We start from the raw sequence: 20738 nt of genomic DNA, 5'->3' as shown, positions 1-20738 counted from the left end.
ACCTGGCATCTGGGGATGTCTTGGGGGACTTCCCCGGAGCTGCGTTGCCGGGGCACGTACTTCGGAGAGCTTTGAGCGGCCCTCTCGACCGTGCGCGTCCCGGCAGACCGCACAGGCGCGGTGAGTTCCGCTCATCGCGCTCAAAGACAGCGATTCAGGCGCTGATCTTCACAGACGCCCGGCCGGATCCCGTGGGGGGAATCCGCACCGGGACATGGGAAGGCGCCCTGACGTCGGCCCGTGGGGGGACCGGCGCAGGGCGCCTTCTGTAATTTCTGGGGCCCGGTTCGCCGCGAAGTGCCGTCGGCCCGCCTGCCGTAGTCGTCGGCCCGCCCGCCGTACGAGACGGAACGACGGACGGCACACCCTCCAGAGCCTGGGAGCGTGCCGTCCGTCGTCGTTCCGTGCCGTGTCCGGTCAGCGCTCCTCGACCGGGATGAAGTCGCGCTCCACCACGCCCGTGTAGATCTGGCGGGGGCGGCCGATGCGGGAACCCGGCTCCTTGATCATCTCGTGCCACTGGGCGATCCAGCCCGGCAGCCGGCCGAGGGCGAACAGGACCGTGAACATCTCGGTCGGGAAGCCCATGGCCCGGTAGATCAGGCCGGTGTAGAAGTCCACGTTCGGGTAGAGGCTGCGCGAGACGAAGTAGTCGTCGGAGAGCGCGTGCTCCTCCAGCTTGAGCGCGATGTCCAGCAGCTCGTCGGACTTGCCGAGGGCGGACAGCACGTCGTGCGCGGCGGCCTTGATGATCTTGGCGCGCGGGTCGAAGTTCTTGTAGACCCGGTGGCCGAAGCCCATCAGGCGGACGCCGTCCTCCTTGTTCTTCACCTTGCGGATGAAGGAGTCGACGTCGCCGCCGTCGGCCTGGATGCCCTCGAGCATCTCCAGCACCGACTGGTTGGCGCCACCGTGCAGCGGGCCCCACAGGGCGGAGATGCCGGCGGAGATCGAGGCGAACATGTTCGCCTGCGAGGAGCCGACCAGGCGCACCGTGGAGGTCGAGCAGTTCTGCTCGTGGTCCGCGTGCAGGATGAGCAGCTTGTCCAGGGCGGAGACGACGACCGGGTCGGGCTCGTACTCCTGGGCCGGGACGGAGAAGGTCATGCGCAGGAAGTTCTCGACGTAGCCGAGGTCGTTGCGCGGGTAGACGAACGGGTGACCGATCGACTTCTTGTACGCGTAGGCCGCGATCGTCGGAAGCTTGGCGAGCAGCCGGATGGTGGAGAGGTGGCGCTGGCGCTCGTCGAACGGGTTGTGGCTGTCCTGGTAGAACGTCGACAGCGCCGAGACGACCGACGACAGCATCGCCATCGGGTGGGCGTCGCGCGGGAAGCCCTTGTAGAAGTTCTTGACGTCCTCGTGCAGCAGGGTGTGCTGCGTGATCTCGCCCCGGAACGCGCTGAGCTCGTCGACGGTCGGCAGCTCGCCGTTGATCAGCAGGTAGGCGACCTCCAGGAAGGAGGAGCGCTCGGCCAGCTGCTCAATGGGGTACCCGCGGTAACGGAGGATGCCTCCCTCGCCGTCCAGGTACGTGATCGCGGATTTGTATGCGGCGGTGTTGCCGTAACCGCTGTCCAGCGTCACCAGGCCGGTCTGGGATCGGAGCTTCCCGATGTCGAAGCCCTTGTCGCCGACCGTGCTGTCGATCACCGGGTAGGTGTACTCGCCGTCGCCGTACCGCAGTACTACAGAGTTGTCGCTCACGTCTTCCCTCACCGACGTAGTGCCTCATCTTCGAGGTGCCCTGACTGTCTCTACCATCCCCCACTTGGCTCAGGAGAGTGCACTCGGGGTCGACCATCGGGCCTATTGGCGGCACTGAGTGCCGCCAACTTGCCCATCCTGCCTCCTGCGTTCCCCTTCCGGAAGGCCTCTGTGACGTTCCCGACTCACTTGATCGATCATTTTTCTTCCGGGAGGGGGACGAAGGGCCGCAACAACGACGGTTCAGGCGCCCGCGAGCCGGAAGTCGAGCGCCGTACAGCGCCGGCCGGCCGAGACCGTGCGGACCGCCTGCCCGATCGCCCTGCGGGAGCCGACGAGGACGACCAGCCGCTTGGCCCGGGTGACCGCCGTGTAGAGCAGGTTCCGCTGGAGCATCATCCAGGCGCCGGTGGTCACCGGGATGACGACGGCCGGGTACTCGCTGCCCTGGGAACGGTGGATGGTCACCGCGTAGGCGTGGGCCAGCTCGTCCAGTTCGTCGAATTCGTACGGCACCTCCTCGTCCTCGTCCGTCAGCACCGTCAGCCGCTGGTCGACCGGGTCGAGCGAGGTGACCACGCCGACGGTGCCGTTGAAGACCCCGTTCGCACCCTTTTCGTAATTGTTGCGGATTTGGGTGACCTTGTCCCCGACGCGGAAGACCCGGCCGCCGAACCGCTTCTCGGGCAGGTCGGGGCGGCCGGGAGTGACGGCCTGCTGGAGCAGCCCGTTCAGCGTGCCGGCGCCGGCCGGGCCCCGGTGCATGGGGGCGAGGACCTGCACGTCCCGGCGCGGGTCGAGCCCGAACTTCGCCGGGATGCGGCGCGCGGCGACGTCCACGGTGAGCCGGCCGGCCTCCTCCGTGTCGTCCTCGACGAAGAGGAAGAAGTCCTTCATGCCGTCGGTGAACGGGTGCTGTCCGGCGTTGATCCGGTGCGCGTTGGTCACCACGCCCGACTGCTGGGCCTGGCGGAAGACGCGGGTGAGGCGCACGGCGGGGACGGGGCTGCCGTCGGCCAGCAGGTCCCGGAGCACTTCGCCCGCGCCGACGCTGGGGAGCTGGTCGACGTCGCCGACGAAGAGGAGGTGGGCTCCCGGGGCCACCGCCTTGACCAGCTTGTTGGCCAGCAGCAGGTCGAGCATGGACGCCTCGTCGACCACCACCAGGTCGGCGTCCAGCGGCCGGTCCCGGTCGTAGGCGGCGTCGCCGCCGGGCTTGAGCTCCAGCAGGCGGTGGACGGTGGAGGCCTCGGTGCCGGTCAGCTCCGCGAGACGTTTGGCGGCGCGTCCGGTCGGGGCGGCGAGCACCACCTTGGCCTTCTTCGCGCGGGCCAGCTCCACGACGGACCTCACCGTGAAGGACTTGCCGCAGCCGGGGCCGCCGGTGAGGACGGCGACCTTCTCGGTGAGCGCCAGTTTGACGGCGGCCTCCTGCTCGGGGGCGAGATCGGCGCCCGTACGCCCCTTCAGCCAGGTCAGCGCCTTGTCCCAGGCCACCTCCCCGAACCCCGGCATCCGGTCCTCACCGGTGCGCAGGAGGCGCAGCAGCTGCGCGGAGAGGGCCAGTTCGGCACGGTGGAAGGGCACCAGGTAGACGGCGGTGACGGGGTCGCCGCCCTCCGGGTCGGGCACCTTCTCCCGTACGACCCCGGGGTCCTCGCCCTCCTCCGGCTCGGCGGCCAGTTCGGCGAGGCACTCGATGACGAGCCCGGTGTCCACCTGGAGCAGCTTCACCGCGTCGGCGATCAGCTTCTCCTCGGGGAGGTAGCAGTGGCCCTGATCGGTGGCCTGCGACAGCGCGTACTGCAGACCGGCCTTGACCCGGTCCGGGCTGTCGTGCGGGATGCCGACGGACTGGGCGATCTTGTCGGCGGTGAGGAAGCCGATGCCCCAGACGTCGGACGCCAGCCGGTAGGGCTGGTTCTTCACGACGGAGATCGAGGCGTCCCCGTACTTCTTGTAGATCCGGACCGCGATCGACGTCGACACCTCGACGGTCTGGAGGAAGAGCATGACCTCCTTGATCGCCTTCTGCTCCTCCCAGGCGTCGGCGATCTTCTTGGTCCGCTTGGGCCCGAGGCCGGGCACCTCGATGAGCCGCTTGGGCTCCTCCTCGATGACGGTCAGGGTGTCCAGGCCGAAGTGCTGCGTGATGCGGTCGGCGAAGACCGGCCCGATGCCCTTGACCAGCCCTGACCCGAGGTAGCGCCGGATGCCCTGGACGGTGGCCGGGAGCAGGGTCGTGTAGTTCTCGACGTGGAACTGCTTCCCGTACTGCGGGTGCGACCCCCAGCGGCCCTCCATCCGCAGCGACTCGCCCACCTGGGCCCCGAGCAGCGCCCCGACGACCGTGAGCAGGTCGGCGGCGCCCCTGCCGGTGTCGACGCGGGCGACCGTGTAGCCGTTCTCCTCGTTGGCGTACGTGATGCGCTCCAGCACGCCTTCGAGGGTGGCGAGACGCCGTTCACCGGGGGCCGCTGCGGACTGGTTGGACATGGTTCGACGGTACCGGTGGGCTGTGACAGCCCGTACGGGCTAGGGGTGCGACTTGAGGGCTTCGAGGAAGGGGGCGAAGGCTTCGGCCGGGAAGACGAGGGTGGCTCGAGCCGGTGCCTTTGTGTCGCGGACGGCGACGTGGGTCGGTGAGTTCGCGATCTCCACGCACTCATTGCCGTCGTCGGGACCTGAATAAGACGACTTACGCCAGTTGCCCATGCTCCTCACAGCTCCTTCATCAGGCGGTTGATGAAGTCACGCGACCGCTGGGGGTCGAGCGCCACGGCCTCCAGTTTACGGAAGCGGGTTCGAAAGGCGCCGAGTTGCGCTTCGGAGTCGATGAAGGCCGAGCCATGGGGCACGTCGCGCACGACTGTGTCCAGCTTGGGTACGGGGCCACCCACGTACGTCATCGTGCTACCGGCTCTGGCGAAGCCGTCCAGGTCGAAGGGGATGACACGCATGGTGATGTTGTCCGCTTCGGAAAGCCCGAGGAGCTTGGCGAGCTGGGCCCGGGAGGCGGCGCGATCACCGACCCTGATCCGCAGCGCCGACTCGTGGATCACCAGGTCGTAGGGAACAGCGATGCCCTGGGACGCCATTCGATGACGAACACGTACCTCGAGCTCGTCCTCGGCCAGTTCGGGCACTCTGCCGGAGAAGACAGCATGGGCGTAGTTCTCCGTCTGCAGCAGGCCCGGCACGTAAAGGATCGCCACATCACGCCGGAACGAGGCATGGTGATTCAGTTCAGAAAGATCCAGGAACGACGTGGGCAACAGCCCTCGGTACTCCTCCCACCAGCCGCGGGTCCGGTCGGTGGCCATGCCCACCAAGGCGTCGACGAACTCCACGTCCGTGCAGGCGTAGTGGGACGCGAGGCGACGCAGTCGCTGCTCACTCACTCCCACGAGCCCGGATTCGATCTGGCTGGTCTGAACCCGGTTCGCTCCCAGCAGCGCCGCCGCCTCCACGGTGGTGAGTCCTGCCGCCTCGCGGAGCCTGCGCAGTTCGACTCCGAGGCGCACGTGGCGTGCGGTCGGTTCACGCCTGAGGACCATTGATCGCTCCTTGATTCAACACGCCTGTCGGCGCAGCTCATTCGGGGGCAGATTACGCGATCGACTTGCCCTGGATTACACGTAACCCATACCGTCGGTGACGCAACGCACACCGTGTGAAGTCATGGGCGCCGGAAGTGCCCCGCTCCGTCCTGTCGTGACGCCGGTGGCAACGACACCGCCCCCTCCCCCGAACCTGCCTCTCACCGAACGGAGTTGACGCATGCCCGAAAACGAACCGTGGGAGTACTCCCTGTACGTCCCCAACGATCCCCGCGCCGTCACCATCAGCCGCCGCACCCTCCGGCTGATCCTGACCATGCACGGGTTGATCGGCCTCGTCGACGTCGCCGAACTGATGGCGGCGGAGCTGGTGTCCAACGCCGTACGGCACACCAAGGGCCCCGCTGCCCTGCGCGTGCGCTGGTCGCCGCCGGGGACGCTGCGGATCGGGGCATGGGACGCGGACCCCGAACCGCCGGAGCCGCCGGTTCCGTTCGAACGAGGGGAGGAGCTGGAGTCGGGGCGAGGGCTCGCGCTGGTGCGGGCCTGCGCCGACGTGTGGGGGTGGCAGCCCCTGGCCAGGGAGGGCAGCCGGGGCAAGTACGTGTGGTGCGAGCTGGCCACCCTCTTCGAAACCGCCTAGGGCTCTTCCGGATGCGGGCGACGGCCGGCCCGCCGGCCGAGGCGGTGGCGAGCGGTGCGTCCCGACCGGATCTCGGCCCTGAAGAGCCCGTTCACCCGCCCCGGGACCTCTTCACGGGCTTCACGCCGGTGCTCCGGTGGCGGTCAGGAACCCGCGCATGTACCCGGCCACGGTGTCCAGGTGGCTTTCGAGCAGGAAGTGGCCGCCTCCGGGGACCAGGTGGATCTCCGCGTCCGGCAGGTCCCTCGCGAAGGCGCGTGCCCCGTCCGGACCGAAGATCTCGTCGCCCGCGCCCCAGACCGCGAGGAGAGGAACCCGGCGTTCCCGGAAGTAGGCGTGTACCCGGGGGTAGAGGGGCGGATTGGCGGCGTAGTCGCGGAACAGGGCGAGCTGCACGAGGTCGTTGCCCGGCCGGTTGACCTCGCGGTGGTCGGCGGCCCAGGTGTCGGGATCGACCAGCTCGGGCCGGTCCACTCCGTGCAGGTACTGCCAGCGGATGGCGTCGAGCGAGAGGGCGGCACGGACGGCGGGTTCGGTCCGGGGGCCCGGGTCCTCGCCGTACGCCCACACGGGCTTCCAGAAATCCGGTACGAAGCCGTCCTCGTAGGCGTTGCCGCTCTGCGTGACCACCGCGGTGATCGCGTCCGGGGTGCGCAGGGCCAGCCGCCAGCCGATGGGTGCGCCGTAGTCCTGGACGTACACGGCGTAGCGGGTGACGCCGAGCCGGGCCAGAAGGGCTTCGGTGATGTCGGTCAGGGAGTCGAAGGTGTAGGTGAACGCGTCCACGGGCGGGGCGTCGGAGTTGCCGAAGCCGAGGTGGTCGGGGGCGATGACGTGGAATCGGTCGGCCAGCGCCGGAATGAGGTGGCGGAACATGCGTGAGCTGGAGGGGAATCCGTGCAGGAGCACGAGCGTGGGCGCCTCGCGGGGCCCCGCCTCGCGGTAGAAGACGCGATGTCCCCGCACCGTCGCGTACTGGTGGCGGATCTCAACCATGACTAACCCCTTCAATGGCCTTTGATGGTTATCGCTCGGCGTCCAGTAGACCGCCCTGGGAGTAACCTGTCAAACGACTTGATGGAGTTAGCCGGGAAGGTGAGGGCCGTGCTGGACGACCAAGCCCTGATGCAGGCGCTGAACAGCACCCCTGTCACGGAGGGCCGACGCCAGGACCTGTGGCGTGACGACCAGGAGATGGACAGGTGGGCGCGGGAGCACGGGGGCATCGGCGGCGAGGAGGAGCGCGGGTGGCTGCGCACCGCCCGGGACGCGCTCCAGGCGGTGGAGTCGGGCACGCCGGCGGAGCCCCGTCTGCGCCGAGTCCTCGCGGGCGTTCACAAAGTCCCGCAGCCCAGCGCGTCGGGCGTCGAGTGGCACCTGGAGGTGCCGCCGGAGCGCAGGCTCGCCGTGGAACTCGTGCTCGCGTGGGCGGACGTCAAGGAACGCCTGCCCGGCCGCCTGCGGCCGTGCGGGAACCCCGAATGCCGTCTCTTCCTCCTGGACCGCAGTCGCGCCAACACCGCACGGTGGTGCTCGATGAAGACCTGCGGGAACCGGCTCAAGGCCCGCCGGCACCAGGCTCGGGTACGGGAGACCCCACCCCCCGGGTAGAGCACCGGTGAGCCGGCACCCGCACGCCGGCCGGGCACTCGCGGTGACCGGCGGACCCGCCTAGGCCTCCTCGGAGCGGGTCCGCCTGCGTCGCCGCAGCGGTGCCGTCGCCCACACCGTCAGTCCGACCAGGGAAAAGATCACCGCTCCCCCGACGATCGTGGGAATCGCCGCCCCGAGGACGAAGATCAGCAGCAACTCCGCCCACGTCGGCTCCTCGCCCATCGTGCTCCCGCCCTGCGCCATGAACACCACCACGCCGACCGGCAGCGATCGGTTCCGGCCCGTCACGGGAGGGCGCCGGCGGCACCCCACACCCCGGTCACGATTTGATTTCGGCCACCTGCACCTCTTGTTTCCCCCCGTGTAATCGATTCCAATCCTTGGTGCACAGCGATGTAATCGATTCCACGAGGAGGTGGAGGCGATGGCGGGCATCAAGGACGTCGCCGCCGAGGCGGGCGTGTCCGTCGCGACGGTCTCGCGGGTCCTGAACGACCACGCGTCGGTCAGCGCGGCCGCGCGCGAGCGGGTGCTGGCCGCCGTCGAGGCGCTGGGCTACCGCCCGAACGCCGTCGCCCGGTCGCTGCGCACCCATCAGACCCGCACCCTCGGCCTGGTCATCAGCGACGTGATGAACCCGTACTTCACCGAGCTGGCCCGCTCCGTCGAGGAGGAGGCCCGCGCGCTGGGCTACAGCGTCATCATCGGCAACGCCGACGAGCGGCCCGACCTCCAGGACCACCACGTCACGACCCTGCTGGACCGCCGTATCGACGGACTGCTGGTCTCCCCCACCGACGGCGGCTCGCCCCGGATGCTGGAGGCCGCCCGTGCGGGGACGCCGATGGTCTTCGTCGACCGCTGGATCCCCGGCGTGGACGTGCCCGTGGTCCGGTCGGACGGGCAAAGTGCCGTGCGGGACCTCGTGGCGCACCTGTACGGGCTCGGCCGCCGGCGGCTCGCGATCATCGCGGGGCCGGCCGCCACCACGACCGGACGCGAGCGCGTCGACGCCTTCCGCGAGGCGCTCGGCGTGTACGGGCTCCCCCTTCCCGACGCCTTCATCGGCCAGGGCGACTTCCAGGCCGACAGCGGCCGCCGGGTCACCGAGGGCTTCCTCGACCTGCCCGAGCCGCCCGAGGTCGTCTTCGCCGCCGACAACCTGATGGCGCTCGGCGCGCTGGACGCCGTCCGCGCGCGCGGGCTGCGGGTTCCCGAGGACATCGGGCTCGCCGCGTTCGACGACATCCCCTGGTTCGTGCACACCGATCCGCCGGTCACCGCGATCGCCCAGCCCACGGGCGACCTCGGGCGGGCCGCCGTGCGGGCGCTGGTCGACCGGATCGAGGGACGGACCGGTGAGTCCGTCACCCTCCCCGCCCGGCTCGTCGTGCGCCGCTCGTGCGGCGAACCGGCCACCGGGCCGCCGCCGTCGGCTTCCGAGCCTCCGTCCCCCGCCCGGCCGTCACCACCGGCATAGCCCCCGTCCCCACACCCCCACCACCCACACGCACAGTCCCCCCAGTCCCCCCGTACAAAGGAGTACGTCGTGAGCAACCCGGACGAGTTGCTGCGCATCGAGGGCATCCGCAAGACCTTCCCCGGCGTGGTCGCCCTCGACAGCGTCGACTTCGACCTGCGCCGCGGCGAGGTGCACGTGCTGCTCGGTGAGAACGGCGCGGGCAAGAGCACCCTCATCAAGATGCTGTCCGGCGCCTACACCCCCGACGAGGGCCGCATCCTGGTCGGCGGCGAGGAGGTGCGCATCCACGGTGCGCAGGACTCCGAGCGCCTCGGGATCGCCACCATCTACCAGGAGTTCAACCTCGTACCCGATCTGACGGTCGCCGAGAACATCTTCCTGGGGCGGCAGCCGCGCCGCTTCGGGATGATCGACCGCAAGAGGATGGAGGCCGACGCCGCCGTCCTCCTGGAGCGGGTCGGCGTCCGTGTGTCGCCCTCCGCGCGGGTCCGCGAACTCGGTATCGCACGCCTGCAGATGGTCGAGATCGCCAAGGCTCTGAGCCTGGACACGCGTGTGCTGATCATGGACGAGCCGACCGCCGTGCTGACCTCCGAGGAGGTCGACAAGCTCTTCTCCATCGTGCGCAGGCTGCGCGAGGACGGCGTGGGCATCGTGTTCATCACGCACCACCTGGAGGAGATCGCCGCCCTCGGCGACCGGGTCACGGTCATCCGGGACGGCCGGAGCGTCGGCCAGGTCCCGGCCACCACGCCCGAGGACGAACTCGTCCGTCTCATGGTGGGCCGATCCATCGAGCAGCAGTACCCGCGCCGGCGGCCCGACGCCGGCGACACCCTGCTCCGGGTCGAGGGGCTCACCCGCGACGGTGTCTTCCACGACGTGAGCTTCGAGGTGCACGCCGGTGAGGTCGTCGGCATCGCCGGACTGGTGGGCGCCGGCCGGACCGAGGTCGTCCGCGCGGTGTTCGGCGCCGACCCGTACGACAGCGGGACCGTGACGGTCTCGGGCAGCACGCTGCGCGCGCACGACGTCAACGCGGCGATGACGGCCGGGATGGGACTCGTCCCCGAGGACCGCAAGGGCCAGGGCCTCGTCCTGGACGCCTCGGTCGAGGAGAACCTGGGCCTGGTGACGCTGCGTTCGGCCACCCGCGCGGGCCTCGTCGACCTCAAGGGCCAGCACACCGCGGCGGCCCGGATCGCCGAGCAGCTCGGGGTGCGGATGGCGGGCCTCCACCAGCAGGTGCGCACGCTCTCCGGCGGCAACCAGCAGAAGGTGGTCATCGGCAAGTGGCTGCTCGCCGACACCAAGGTGCTGATCCTCGACGAGCCGACGCGCGGGATCGACGTCGGCGCCAAGGTCGAGATCTACCAGCTGATCAACGAACTCACCGCGGCGGGCGCCGCCGTGCTGATGATCTCCAGTGACCTGCCCGAGGTGCTCGGCATGAGCGACCGGGTGCTGGTGATGGCCCAGGGCCGCATCGCGGGCGAACTACCGGCCGAGGACGCCACACAGGACGCCGTGATGGCCCTCGCGGTCGGCACCGCCCCCACCGACGAGAACGACCGGACCGACAAGAACGACAAGAACGGCAAGGAGGCCCCCCGTGGCCACTGACACGCTCAAGAGCACGGGGGGCAAGGACGCCGCCTCGGGCGGCCTGCGCCGCCTCCTGCTCGACAACGGGGCGCTCACCGCGCTCATCGTCCTCGTCATCGCCATGTCGGCGCTGTCCGGCGACTTCCTGACGGCCGACAACCTGCTCAACATCGGTGTGCAGGCGGCGGTCGTCGCGATCCTCGCCTTCGGTGTCACCTTCGTGATCGTCTCCGCGGGCATCGACCTGTCGGTCGGTTCGGTCGCCGCACTGTCGGCCACCGTCCTCGCCTGGAGCGCCACCTCCGAGGGCGTCCCGGTGCCCCTGGCGGTGCTGCTGGCCATCGCCACCGGCATCGCGTGCGGCCTGGTCAACGGCATCCTCGTGTCGTACGGCAAGCTGCCGTCGTTCATCGCGACACTCGCCATGCTGTCGGTGGCCCGCGGTCTGTCCCTGGTGATCTCCCAGGGCTCCCCGATCCCGTTCCCCGACTCCGTCTCGCACCTCGGTGACACCCTCGGCGGCTGGCTGCCGGTGCCGGTGCTCGTGATGATCGCCATGGGGCTCATCACCGCGTTCATCCTCGGCCGCACGTACATCGGCCGCTCCATGTACGCCATCGGCGGCAACGAGGAGGCGGCCCGGCTGTCCGGGCTGCGGGTGAAGAAGCAGAAGCTCGCCATCTACGCGCTGTCCGGCCTGTTCGCCGCCGCCGCGGGCATCGTGCTCGCCTCCCGGCTGTCCTCCGCGCAGCCGCAGGCCGCGCAGGGCTACGAACTCGACGCGATCGCCGCCGTCGTCATCGGCGGCGCCTCCCTCGCGGGCGGCACCGGCAAGGCGTCCGGGACCCTGATCGGCGCGCTGATCCTGGCGGTGCTGCGCAACGGCCTCAACCTCCTGTCGGTGTCGGCGTTCTGGCAGCAGGTGGTGATCGGCGTGGTCATCGCGCTGGCCGTGCTCCTGGACACGCTGCGCCGCAAGGCGGGGGCGACCCCGACCGCGTCCGGTGCGCCGGGCGGGGGCGGCCGGAAGAAGCAGGCGGCGACCTATCTGCTCGCCGCGGTGGTCGCGGCGGCGGTCGTCGGCGCGCTGTCCTTCCTGCACAACGGCTCCTCGGAGAAGGAGGACCGCAAGGTCGGCCTGTCCGTGTCGACCCTCAACAACCCGTTCTTCGTGCAGATCCGTGAGGGCGCGCAGGAGGAGGCGAAGAAGCAGGGCCTGGACCTGACCGTCACCGACGCGCAGAACGACGCCTCGCAACAGGCCAACCAGCTGCAGAACTTCACCAGCGGCAGCCTCGACGCGATCATCGTCAACCCGGTGGACTCGGACGCGGCGGGGCCCGCGGTGCGCACCGCCAACGAGTCGGACATCCCGGTCGTCGCCGTGGACCGCGGCGTCAACAAGGCCGAGACGTCCGCGCTGGTCGCCTCCGACAACGTGGCCGGTGGCCGGCAGGGTGCCGAGGCGCTCGCCGAGAAGCTGGGCGGCAAGGGCACGATCGTGATCCTCCAGGGCCAGGCGGGCACCTCCGCCAGCCGGGAGCGCGGCGCCGGCTTCGCCGAGGGCCTGAAGGACTACCCGGGCATCGAGGTCCTCGCCAAGCAGCCCGCGGACTTCGACCGCACCAAGGGCCTCGACGTGATGACCAACCTGCTCCAGGCCCACCCCGACGTCGACGGCGTGTTCGCCGAGAACGACGAGATGGCGCTCGGCGCGATCAAGGCGCTCGGTTCCAAGGCCGGGAAGTCGGTCCAGGTCGTCGGCTTCGACGGCACGCCGGACGGCCTCAAGGCGGTCGAGCAGGGCACGCTGTACGCGTCCGTCGCGCAGCAGCCGCGCGAACTGGGCAGGATCGCGGTGGACAACGCGCTGCGCGCCGCCGAGGGCAAGAAGATCGACGAGACGGTGATGGTTCCGGTGAAGGTGGTCACGAAGGAGAACGTGGCCGAGTTCAGCGGCTGACACCGACGAGGGATCAGGACCGGGGGCGGTCGGTCATCACGACCGGCCGCCCCCGGACGACCGTGCGACGACCGACCGTGCGAAGACCGTATGACGACATGACGACCATGTGGGGAGCCATTCCATGTACGACTACGACCTGCTGGTCGTGGGGTCGGCCAACGCCGACCTGGTGATCGGCGTCGAGCGCCGGCCGGACGCCGGTGAGACGGTGCTCGGCTCCGACCTGGTCGTCCACCCGGGCGGCAAGGGCGCCAACCAGGCGGCCGCCGCCGCCCGGCTCGGCGCCCGGACGGCCCTGCTGGCCCGGGTCGGCGCCGACGCGCACGGGCGGCTGCTGCTGGACTCGCAGCGGGCGGCCGGGGTCGACACGGTCGGCGTGCTGGTGGGCGGGGCGCCCACCGGCGTCGCGCTGATCACGGTGGACCCGTCCGGGGACAACAGCATCGTCGTCTCGCCGGGCGCCAACGGCCGGCTGACGCCCGGTGACGTACGGGCCGCCGGGAGCCTCTTCCACGCCGCCAAGGTGGTCTCCACCCAGTTGGAGATCCCGCTGGAGACGGTGGTGGAGGTGGCGCGTTCGCTGGCGCCGGACAGCAGGCTGGTGCTGAACCCGTCACCGCCGCAGCCGCTGCCGGGCGAGGTGCTGGCGGTGTGCGACCCGCTGATCGTCAACGAGCACGAGGCGAAGGTGATCCTCGGCGAGGCGCGTGTCGGTGAGACGCCCGAGGACTGGGCGCGGCTGCTGCTCGCGAAGGGCCCCCGTTCGGTGGTGGTGACGCTGGGCGGCGAGGGCGCGCTGGTGGCCTCGTCCGACGGGGTCTCCCGTGTCCCCTCGGTGAAGGTGCGGGCCGTGGACACCACGGGTGCGGGCGACTCGTTCACCGCCGCGCTGGCCTGGCGGCTGGGCCTGGGCGAGTCCCTGGCCCAGGCGGCGGCGTACGCGGCCCGGGTGGGAGCGGCGACGGTCACCAAGGAGGGCGCGCAGGTGTCCTTCCCGACCGCGGAGGAGGTCGCGGCGCTGTGAGGAAGGGCGGAATCCTGAACCGGCACCTGTGCGCCGCGCTGGCCGAACTGGGCCACACGGACCGGGTGCTGGTGTGCGACGCGGGCATGCCCATCCCCGACGGGCCGCGCGTGGTCGATCTGGCGTTCCGCGCCGGAGTGCCGTCCTTCGCGGAGGTGCTGGAGGGGCTGCTGGCCGAGCTGGTGATCGAGGGCGCGACGGCCGCCACCGAGATCCGCCGGGCCAACCCGGCCGCCGCGGACCTGCTGGCGGGCCACTTCCCCGCCCTCGACCTGGTCCCGCACGAACGGCTCAAGGAACTGACCGCCGGCGCCCGGCTCGTCGTCCGCACCGGCGAGGCCCGGCCGTACGCGAACGTGCTGCTGCGGTGCGGGGTGTTCTTCTGAGAGCCGGGTGCGCTCCGGGAGCGGAGTGTTCTTCCAGGAGCGGGTCCTGCCGTGCGTGGGGAAACTTCGACGCGGAGAAACTTCGAGGGGGCTCGGTACGTGACCGGGCCCCCTCGATTCCCTCCCCCTGTTCCCTCCCCCGTCAGAACCTCTCGGATCCCCCCGGGTCCCCCCGCAGAAGTCCTGACAGCACATACGACCCGCGGGGTACGGGGAGGGTTGTACGGTCTTCGCGAAAAACTTTCCCGGCCCTCAGCCAGGCTCGGGTGCGGGTGCGGTGCCGGGGGTTCGCGGCACCGTCGTCGTGCCCGAGCCGTTGGGCGTTGTCCCCAACATGTCCGGATCACGTCACATTGCGATCAACGACGTTGCGTCCGCAACGGGTTGCACGGGAATATGTTCGAACGGGTTTGTGATGTGTACGTGACGCACGGGGGTGACACACGTGAAGTTCGACATGGGGTCCACGACCCTGTCGGATCTGGGCAGGAACACGGACGGTTCGAGCACCGACCTGGGCACGCTGATCCGCATGCTCATCCAGGCGGCCGAGCCGCTGGAGGGCAAGTTCAACGGATCCGGAAAGGTCGCCTTCGACTCGTTCAAGACGCGTGCGGACGAGATCACCGCCGCCCTGAACGAGTCGCTCGGCGCGATCCTCGAAGGCCAGGGCGGTATGGACACCGCGTTCGGCACCGGTGACGTGGAACAGCAGGACAACGCCCACAAGAACATGGGGGCGGCGAATTTCGACGCGGCCCGCTTCGGCGCGCGCTAGACCGCGGACCGGAGCAGGGACCGACCACCACAGGGGGTTTGTGACGATGGGTCAGAATCTGGACCGCCGCTCCTACGACACCGGCGCGTCGAGCGAGGTGCAGGGTGGTCTGCAGGGCATCGTCGGCCAGTTGGAGCGCGTGCTGGCCGACCGCGACAAGGCCGTGAAGGCCGCCATGGCCGACTTCCAGGCCGACGGGGTCTCCGAGGAGTACCACGGCAAGGAGCTGCGCTGGAACCGCGCGGCCGACGAGGTGCGCAGCATCATCCAACTGGTGCGCACCACCCTCGAGGACAACGACGGGACGGCCCAGGCGACGATGGCGAAGGCGCGGGCGGCGGTCGACAACATCGGCTGACGCGGGCGCGCGGGCGCGCCGGCGGGACGACGGCACACGGGGATACGGGGATACGGGGAATCCATATGACGGGGTGGGACATCTCGCCGTCCGGCGTGCAGCGCGTTCTCACGCAGACGGCGAAGGCGGCCGAGGGCCTCTCGGACACCGGGAAGGCCCTGCAGGAGACGCTGCCGAGCGCGGCGAAGTCCGCCGGCACGATCCAGCAGGGCGGCGTGGAGAGGAGCGGGGTCCAGGGCCCGGTCGCGGCGGCGCTGGGCGAGTTCTTCACCGCCTACCAGGAAAAGCTGATGTACGTCGCGGTGCGCACGTCGAACTCCCTCAACGGGGCGGCCACCGCGACCAACGCGTACGTCAAGGGCGACCTGGACATGGCCGCGCAGGCCCAGGCGAACGCGCTGAAGGAACCGAAGATCGACCTGCCGGGGGCGGGCGGGCAGCAGGGGGGCAAGTGAGCGCGGACCTGATCGACCCGCAGAACATCCCGCAGTTCACCGGCGACCTGGAGCAACTGGGCACGGATCACATGCTTCTGACGGGGGAGGCCCTCGTCTTCCGCCAGTCGGGATCCGACGTGCACACCCGCTTCCAGGGGCTGTCGGCGTGCTACACGGCACCGGAGGCGGAGCAGTTGTTCGCCACGACCGCGCCGGTGGCGGCCAAGGCGGACGAGTTCGCCGACGACCTGGAGAAGGTCGCGGTGGCCCTCAGCGCGTACGAGACGGAGATCCAGCCGCTCGTGGCCAAGCTGAAGAGCCTCAAGCAGCGTGCGGAAACCTTCCGGCAGCAGATAGCGGGGGACGACGACTGGCGCGAGGACGACGACAACGTCCAGCTCAACAACGACCTGGTGTACGACGTCAATGCCACCTCGGAGGCCTTCTGGCTGGCGGAGATCGCCTGCCACAACGGGATCACCGCGCTGGTGGGCGGCTCGACGCTGATCCTCGAGGACGGCGCGGAGAAGCGCCTGGTGGAGCGCGGCACCAGCACCTACGGCTTCACCGCCGACCTCCTGAACCAGTCCGAGGAACTGCCCTGGGGCAAGACCGTGGAGAAGGAGCGGCACGGGCTCGACTGGCTGGGCCACCAGGTGTGGGAGTTCGGCAAGGGATTCGTCGTCGACGGAGTGTGGGCCACGATCCAGGGCCTCGGCACCCTCGTCGGCTTCGACGGCTTCGACGCGGCGGGCGAGGCCTGGAAAGGGCTCGGCAAGCTCGCTACCGGCGTGCTCATCACCGCGGTGCCCGTCGTCGGCGTCGCCTACTGGGCGATGCCCGAGGACAAACTGCCCTCCTACCTGCGCGACTCCCGCAACGCGGTCAAGGAGACGGGCAAGGCGCTGGTCGCCTGGGACCAGTGGGGCGAGAACCCCGCACGCGCGAGCGGCGCGGTCACCTTCAACGTCCTGACCACGGTGTTCACCGGAGGCGCCGGAGCGGCAGCGAAGAGCGGCGCGGTGGCCCGCACGGTCGGCGCGCTCGGCAGGACGGCCCGGCTGGTCGACCCCATGACGTACCTCGGCAAGGCCGCGACGTTCGGCACGGTCAAGGTCGCCGACCTGTTCGCCGGCCTGCGGGGCGTGCACGCGGGCGCCTACGACGGCATCCTCGCCGGCGCGGGACGCGTCCAGCCCGACGGCAGCGTGGTCCGGATCGCCGACGACACGCCGGTCATCCGCGACAACGTCGTGGAGTGGCCCGACGGAACCCGCCTCAACCTGGACGACGGCTCGGTCGTCCGCGCGGACGGGACGGCGGCCCCGGCCAAGGTGGAACTGTCGGCGGCGGACCGAGAACTGCTGGAGCGGAGCCTGCCGCACGAGGAGGGTGCGCTCGTCGGGGCGGGCGACCGGGCGGGCGCGCACGCCGCCGGGAGCACGGCGGCCCACGTCGGCGGCGACACGACGGGGCGGGCCGGCGGCAACACGGCGGCGACCGCACACACCACCGACCACGCAGGAGCCAGGAGCACCGACACGGTGCCCGCACGCGACACGGGCGGGCATACGGCGGGCGGCGACGGGACCGACGGTGGCCGGATTCCCGCCCAGCACGGCGGGACCGGCGGCGGCAACGGAGGCGGTAACGGCCCCGACGGGTCGCCGTCCGGCAGCAGCCGCGATCCGCTGGACCACGAACGCGAGATCATGCGCCAGCAGGTCGAACGGGCCAACAACGACCCCCAGTGGTTCAAGGATCACTACCGCGAGAACGGCTACCGGCGCGACACGACCGCAGAGGGCGGATACGGACAGGCCGTACCCCAGATCACGCTCAACCCGTTCGCGCCGCCCAAATGGATCGCGGCCAGTGACATGCCTCCGGCGATCAAGGAACACTACATCCGGCCGGATCCCATCCCGGGCAAGGTGTCGGACCTCCCCAAGGAGACCCTGGACTACCTGAACGAACAGGCCGCCAAGCGGGACGCGGCCGTCCAGGCCGACAACGCGGCGGAGGGCGTCCTCACGGCCGCGGAGAAGGCCTACGCCGCCAACCCCACGGACGAACTGGCCGCCGCGAGAGACCTCGCCGACAGGACGCACTCACCGCTCCACGGCGACGCCAACCGGCAGAGCGAACTGCTCGGCGAGTACGCGGCCGAGCGCCACGCGATACCGGAACACTACGAGGGCGCGGTGCGCCTGGACGACGGGGCGTTCGGCAACAATCGGTTCGACCAGGTGTACCGGACGACGGATGGCCGGTACGTCGTCGTCGAGGCGAAGGGGTCCACGAGGGCCTCCCTCGGCACGCGCAAGGGGCACAGTGGGCGGTTGGTGACACAGGGAACGAAGGAGTACTTCGAGACCATTCTCAAGGAGATGGAGAGGAGAGCCAACCGACGTGCAGACAACGGTTCCCCTGATGCGGCTCGCGCCGAGCGCACCTTGACCATGGACCTTCGAAACGCGCTGGGCGAAGGCAAGGTGGACTACATCCTAGTCAAGGCGGACTTCAACGGGTCCGCATATGCCGGATATCAGATAAGGCAGTTCGACCTCACGAAATGAGAAATTCATTCATGCACGCACGCATTCCCCGCCCCCCGTCGAAGGGTAGCCATCCGAATCCAGATGAGTTCCGGCAAGAACTCAACGAGGAAACCCTCAGCCACATCAAGCGCCTTGAGGAATACCCGCAGGGCTTCGGCCTGACCTTCAGCGGCGCTTTGTCCAACGCCAGCCTTTTTACGCTGAGCGATCCTACTGCCGACAAGTTGGAGACGTGGGAGGCCTGGGTGATGGCCATGCAGGTGGGGTCCGCGCTGTTCGCCTCGGCGACCGCTCCTGAGGGCTCCACCGTCCAGTGCATGATCGGCCATGAGGTACGGACGATCCCCGCCGTCGGGATCACGCATTTCGTTGACGCCGGGACCTGGCTGGAAGCCTTCTGGCTCGCGGTGGTCTGCCGGGACCAGGCGCGGATGACCCAGCTGTGCCAGGTGCCGATCGAGACGCTGCGGGCCTCCGGCGCCGTGTTCGAGGAGTACATCTACCACTGGGTGGATGTACTCCAGACGTACTGGCTGGAGCGGCCGGGACTCGGGGACAAGCTCGTCGCCGCGTTCGACGCAACCGACCCGGACCGGCTGCGGTTCATGGACCGCGAGATGATGCTCAAGGTCCTGTATCCGCCGATCAACCTGTTCTACCGCTTCATCGGACAGGACCCCGACCAGTTCAACGAGGCGCTGGTCCAGGCGCTTGAGCTGCACAAGGAATACTGGACTGCCGACCTGGACCGTGAGGAATCCGGTGAGGGCGACATCCCCCTCGCGATCCTCGCCCTCACCTGCCTCGCCCACGACGCCGGACGGCCCATCGAGGTCGAATCGGAGTACCTGCCCGAACACCTACTCAAGCGCAGCTGGCTCGGCGAATTCCCCACGTGAAACAGGTGATCGGAATGACCACTCAGGACAGGTCCATAAGGAGCCAGCCCTCTACCTGACGTACTGCTCGGATATACCACTTGATGGTTCGCACCAGTGATGCGCCAACGTGTCCAGCCGTATCGGTTAGGGGAGGGGTTCAGTGGTCACGAGTGTTCCGCGCCATGACTTCCGCACAGACAACGCGGCCAAGGCCATGGCGCCGCTCATCGATGGGACACGCCGGGTTCTCGACCGGCTGGAAAGGTCGGAGATATCCCGCCATCGGGCGCTGAGCAGCACCCTGACCATGGCGAAGTGGCGCTGCCTGACGGATCCCGAAGCAGCCGGACTTGAGACGTGGGAGGCCTGGGTCACCGCCATGCAGGTCGGCTGCGCCCTGTTCGACTCTGCCACAGCCACCGAGGGACCCGTCCCGTGCCGCATCGGAAGCGCGGGCGAGGTGAAGGACCTGCCTGCGACGGGGCCGACGCCTTACACGCATGCGGGGGCGTGGCTCACATCGGTCTATCTGGCGACGATCTGCCGCGAGAACGATCGTCTCGATCGACTGATGCAGGTACCCCTGTCGTTTCTCCGTGCCTCTGTTCCCGAGGGCGCGGTTTTCGACGACCATGTCTACGACTGGGTGGAGGCTCTCCGGAGCTACTGGGCCGGCCGGGCGACGGAGATGTGGGACAAGCTGGCATCAGCGGTCAAAGGCACCGATCCCGAGCGGGAGGGCGTCACTGGCAAGGAAGTGACGCTGAAGATTCTTTATCCGCCGCTCGAACTATTCCACCGCTTCCAGCTGCGGGAAATTGATCAGTTCAACACTGCACTGATTGACGCCGTCACTGGGCACAAGCAGTACTGGGCCGACGACGCGGCGCGCGCCCTGAGCGGTGACGGCCTGGTGGCCCTCGCTCCCCTCGCGTTGGCCTGTATGGCTTACGACAACGAATTCCCGGTCGAGGTCGAGTCCGAGTACTTGCCCAAGCACCTGCTGAGGCGCTCATGGGTCGGCGAGTTCGAAACGTGATCCGCGCGGGAGCCACTCGGGGTGTTGTTGCCTGAGGTCATGCGACTGCTGGACGATCGGCCGGGAGAGAACGACCCGAGTAGCGGCACCTCGTCTCCCTGAGCCTTTTCCAATCTCACACTGGGTCTCAGTCGTCAGGCCACATCTGAGCGACCCACACCTCGAGGGAATCTTCGTGAGGCCCCTGCGGTGGGAAGGCGTCGAGCGCAACAAGGGCCTCCACGTGATCCCGGCCTCGACAGAGCAACCGCAGTTGATAGCGCCCCGGCCGAAGAGCGATCTCGCCGGGCTCGCGCAGCAGTCGCCAGCCTTTGAGAGTGACCATAACCTGCTCGCTGACAGCTCGGATCTTGGCGTGGGCGACGTTGGCCGCCTGCTTGCCGGTGGAGAGGTTCCGGTGCTTGCCACGGAAGGGGCGCCCACGGTGCCACCCACGCTCTGATAGCCCTTGTCCGCGAAGCACTTGATGCCCGCCTCGGCCAGGGTCGAGGCGGTGGCACCGGCGGGCGTTGCCGGAATTGCCCGCGTGGGATGCGTGGAGCTGCTTGCGTGGCGGACGTACTGAGGGGCTGAGCCGGGTAGTTCCCGGCCGGTCTCCTCCTGGTTGGTCAGGTGGGGAATTCGCCCAGCCAGTCGTGCTGGAGGAGGTGCTGGGGCAGGTAGGCCGACTCTACCTCGATGGGCAGGTGCCCGTCG

Annotated in this window: 19 protein-coding genes and 1 pseudogene; 13 read left to right on the top strand and 7 right to left on the bottom strand. The window is 69.4% G+C overall.

Translation table 11 applies throughout. The features are described from left to right. Positions 1-417: 417 nt before the first annotated feature. The 4 genes from ACIF80_RS25900 to ACIF80_RS25885 all read right to left on the bottom strand — a co-directional run bounded on the left by ACIF80_RS25900 (position 418) and on the right by ACIF80_RS25885 (position 5264). Entirely contained in the window at positions 418-1707 is a 1290-nt protein-coding gene (locus tag ACIF80_RS25900) for a citrate synthase (RefSeq protein ID WP_399809011.1), read from the bottom strand. 243 nt (positions 1708-1950) lie between these two features. Continuing rightward, positions 1951-4203 carry an ATP-dependent RecD-like DNA helicase gene (locus tag ACIF80_RS25895; RefSeq protein WP_399809008.1) on the bottom strand — a complete coding sequence of 751 codons (2253 nt, stop codon included), beginning with the start codon at positions 4201-4203 and terminating at the stop codon, positions 1951-1953. Positions 4204-4242: 39 nt separating this feature from the next. Further along, on the bottom strand, positions 4243-4422 hold the full coding sequence (locus ACIF80_RS25890; RefSeq protein WP_399809006.1) for a DUF397 domain-containing protein: 180 nt from the start codon (positions 4420-4422) through the stop codon (positions 4243-4245). Between the two features lie 5 nt (positions 4423-4427). Further along, positions 4428-5264 carry a helix-turn-helix domain-containing protein gene (locus ACIF80_RS25885; RefSeq protein ID WP_399809003.1) on the bottom strand — a complete coding sequence of 279 codons (837 nt, stop codon included), beginning with the start codon at positions 5262-5264 and terminating at the stop codon, positions 4428-4430. A gap of 223 nt (positions 5265-5487) precedes the next feature. On the opposite strand from ACIF80_RS25885, the gene ACIF80_RS25880 reads away from it, so the two are divergent. Beyond that, positions 5488-5910, top strand: coding sequence for an ATP-binding protein (locus tag ACIF80_RS25880; protein WP_399809000.1), 423 nt, complete (start codon positions 5488-5490; stop codon positions 5908-5910). Positions 5911-6030: 120 nt separating this feature from the next. Here the strand turns inward: ACIF80_RS25880 and ACIF80_RS25875 are convergent, their stop codons facing one another. Continuing rightward, positions 6031-6906, bottom strand: coding sequence for an alpha/beta fold hydrolase (locus tag ACIF80_RS25875; RefSeq protein ID WP_399808997.1), 876 nt, complete (start codon positions 6904-6906; stop codon positions 6031-6033). 108 nt (positions 6907-7014) lie between these two features. Between ACIF80_RS25875 and ACIF80_RS25870 the strand changes: the two genes are divergently transcribed. Further along, positions 7015-7521: a CGNR zinc finger domain-containing protein gene (locus ACIF80_RS25870; RefSeq protein ID WP_399808994.1), complete on the top strand. Its 507-nt coding sequence runs from the start codon at positions 7015-7017 to the stop codon at positions 7519-7521. 60 nt (positions 7522-7581) lie between these two features. Here the strand turns inward: ACIF80_RS25870 and ACIF80_RS25865 are convergent, their stop codons facing one another. After that, positions 7582-7767 (bottom strand): hypothetical protein, encoded by a 186-nt coding sequence (locus ACIF80_RS25865; RefSeq protein WP_399808992.1) that lies wholly within the window; start codon positions 7765-7767, stop codon positions 7582-7584. Between the two features lie 181 nt (positions 7768-7948). On the opposite strand from ACIF80_RS25865, the gene ACIF80_RS25860 reads away from it, so the two are divergent. From ACIF80_RS25860 to ACIF80_RS25810, 11 genes are all read left to right on the top strand, one after another. After that, positions 7949-9004: a LacI family DNA-binding transcriptional regulator gene (locus ACIF80_RS25860; protein ID WP_399808989.1), complete on the top strand. Its 1056-nt coding sequence runs from the start codon at positions 7949-7951 to the stop codon at positions 9002-9004. A 69-nt stretch (positions 9005-9073) separates the two neighbouring features. Beyond that, the gene (locus ACIF80_RS25855; RefSeq protein WP_399808987.1) at positions 9074-10630 is read left to right on the top strand and encodes a sugar ABC transporter ATP-binding protein; all 1557 of its coding nucleotides are present in this window, start codon (positions 9074-9076) and stop codon (positions 10628-10630) included. After that, positions 10620-12575: a substrate-binding domain-containing protein gene (locus ACIF80_RS25850; protein WP_399808985.1), complete on the top strand. Its 1956-nt coding sequence runs from the start codon at positions 10620-10622 to the stop codon at positions 12573-12575. The genes ACIF80_RS25855 and ACIF80_RS25850 overlap by 11 nt, the downstream gene beginning before the upstream one ends. 124 nt (positions 12576-12699) lie before the next feature. After that, positions 12700-13602 carry a ribokinase gene (locus tag ACIF80_RS25845; protein ID WP_399808983.1) on the top strand — a complete coding sequence of 301 codons (903 nt, stop codon included), beginning with the start codon at positions 12700-12702 and terminating at the stop codon, positions 13600-13602. Further along, complete coding sequence (rbsD, locus tag ACIF80_RS25840) at positions 13599-13988, top strand: D-ribose pyranase (protein ID WP_399808980.1); 390 nt, start codon at positions 13599-13601, stop codon at positions 13986-13988. Before ACIF80_RS25845 ends, rbsD begins: the two co-directional genes overlap by 4 nt. Positions 13989-14433: 445 nt before the next feature. Further along, positions 14434-14766 (top strand): hypothetical protein, encoded by a 333-nt coding sequence (locus ACIF80_RS25835; protein WP_399808977.1) that lies wholly within the window; start codon positions 14434-14436, stop codon positions 14764-14766. A 46-nt stretch (positions 14767-14812) separates the two neighbouring features. Beyond that, a complete protein-coding gene (locus ACIF80_RS25830) occupies positions 14813-15124 on the top strand; it encodes a pore-forming ESAT-6 family protein (protein WP_055574214.1) in 312 nt (103 codons plus the stop codon). Between the two features lie 65 nt (positions 15125-15189). Beyond that, on the top strand, positions 15190-15579 hold the full coding sequence (locus tag ACIF80_RS25825; protein WP_399808973.1) for a DUF6507 family protein: 390 nt from the start codon (positions 15190-15192) through the stop codon (positions 15577-15579). Continuing rightward, the gene (locus ACIF80_RS25820; RefSeq protein ID WP_399808970.1) at positions 15576-18140 is read left to right on the top strand and encodes a hypothetical protein; all 2565 of its coding nucleotides are present in this window, start codon (positions 15576-15578) and stop codon (positions 18138-18140) included. Before ACIF80_RS25825 ends, ACIF80_RS25820 begins: the two co-directional genes overlap by 4 nt. Positions 18141-18151: 11 nt before the next feature. Beyond that, a complete protein-coding gene (locus ACIF80_RS25815; protein ID WP_399808967.1) occupies positions 18152-19021 on the top strand; it encodes an immunity 49 family protein in 870 nt (289 codons plus the stop codon). Between the two features lie 142 nt (positions 19022-19163). Next, positions 19164-20042 (top strand): immunity 49 family protein, encoded by an 879-nt coding sequence (locus ACIF80_RS25810; RefSeq protein ID WP_399808964.1) that lies wholly within the window; start codon positions 19164-19166, stop codon positions 20040-20042. Positions 20043-20331: 289 nt separating this feature from the next. On the opposite strand, the pseudogene ACIF80_RS25805 reads toward ACIF80_RS25810, so the two are convergent. Continuing rightward, a pseudogene (locus tag ACIF80_RS25805) lies at positions 20332-20525 on the bottom strand (IS5/IS1182 family transposase); the annotation flags it as partial. Positions 20526-20738 lie beyond the last annotated feature (213 nt).

It is taken from the genome of Streptomyces sp. NPDC085927 (assembly GCF_044540975.1).
Classification (GTDB): domain Bacteria; phylum Actinomycetota; class Actinomycetes; order Streptomycetales; family Streptomycetaceae; genus Streptomyces; species Streptomyces hirsutus.
The sequence above is the reverse complement of the archived record's forward strand: the minus strand, read 5'-3'. Positions and strand labels throughout refer to the sequence as shown.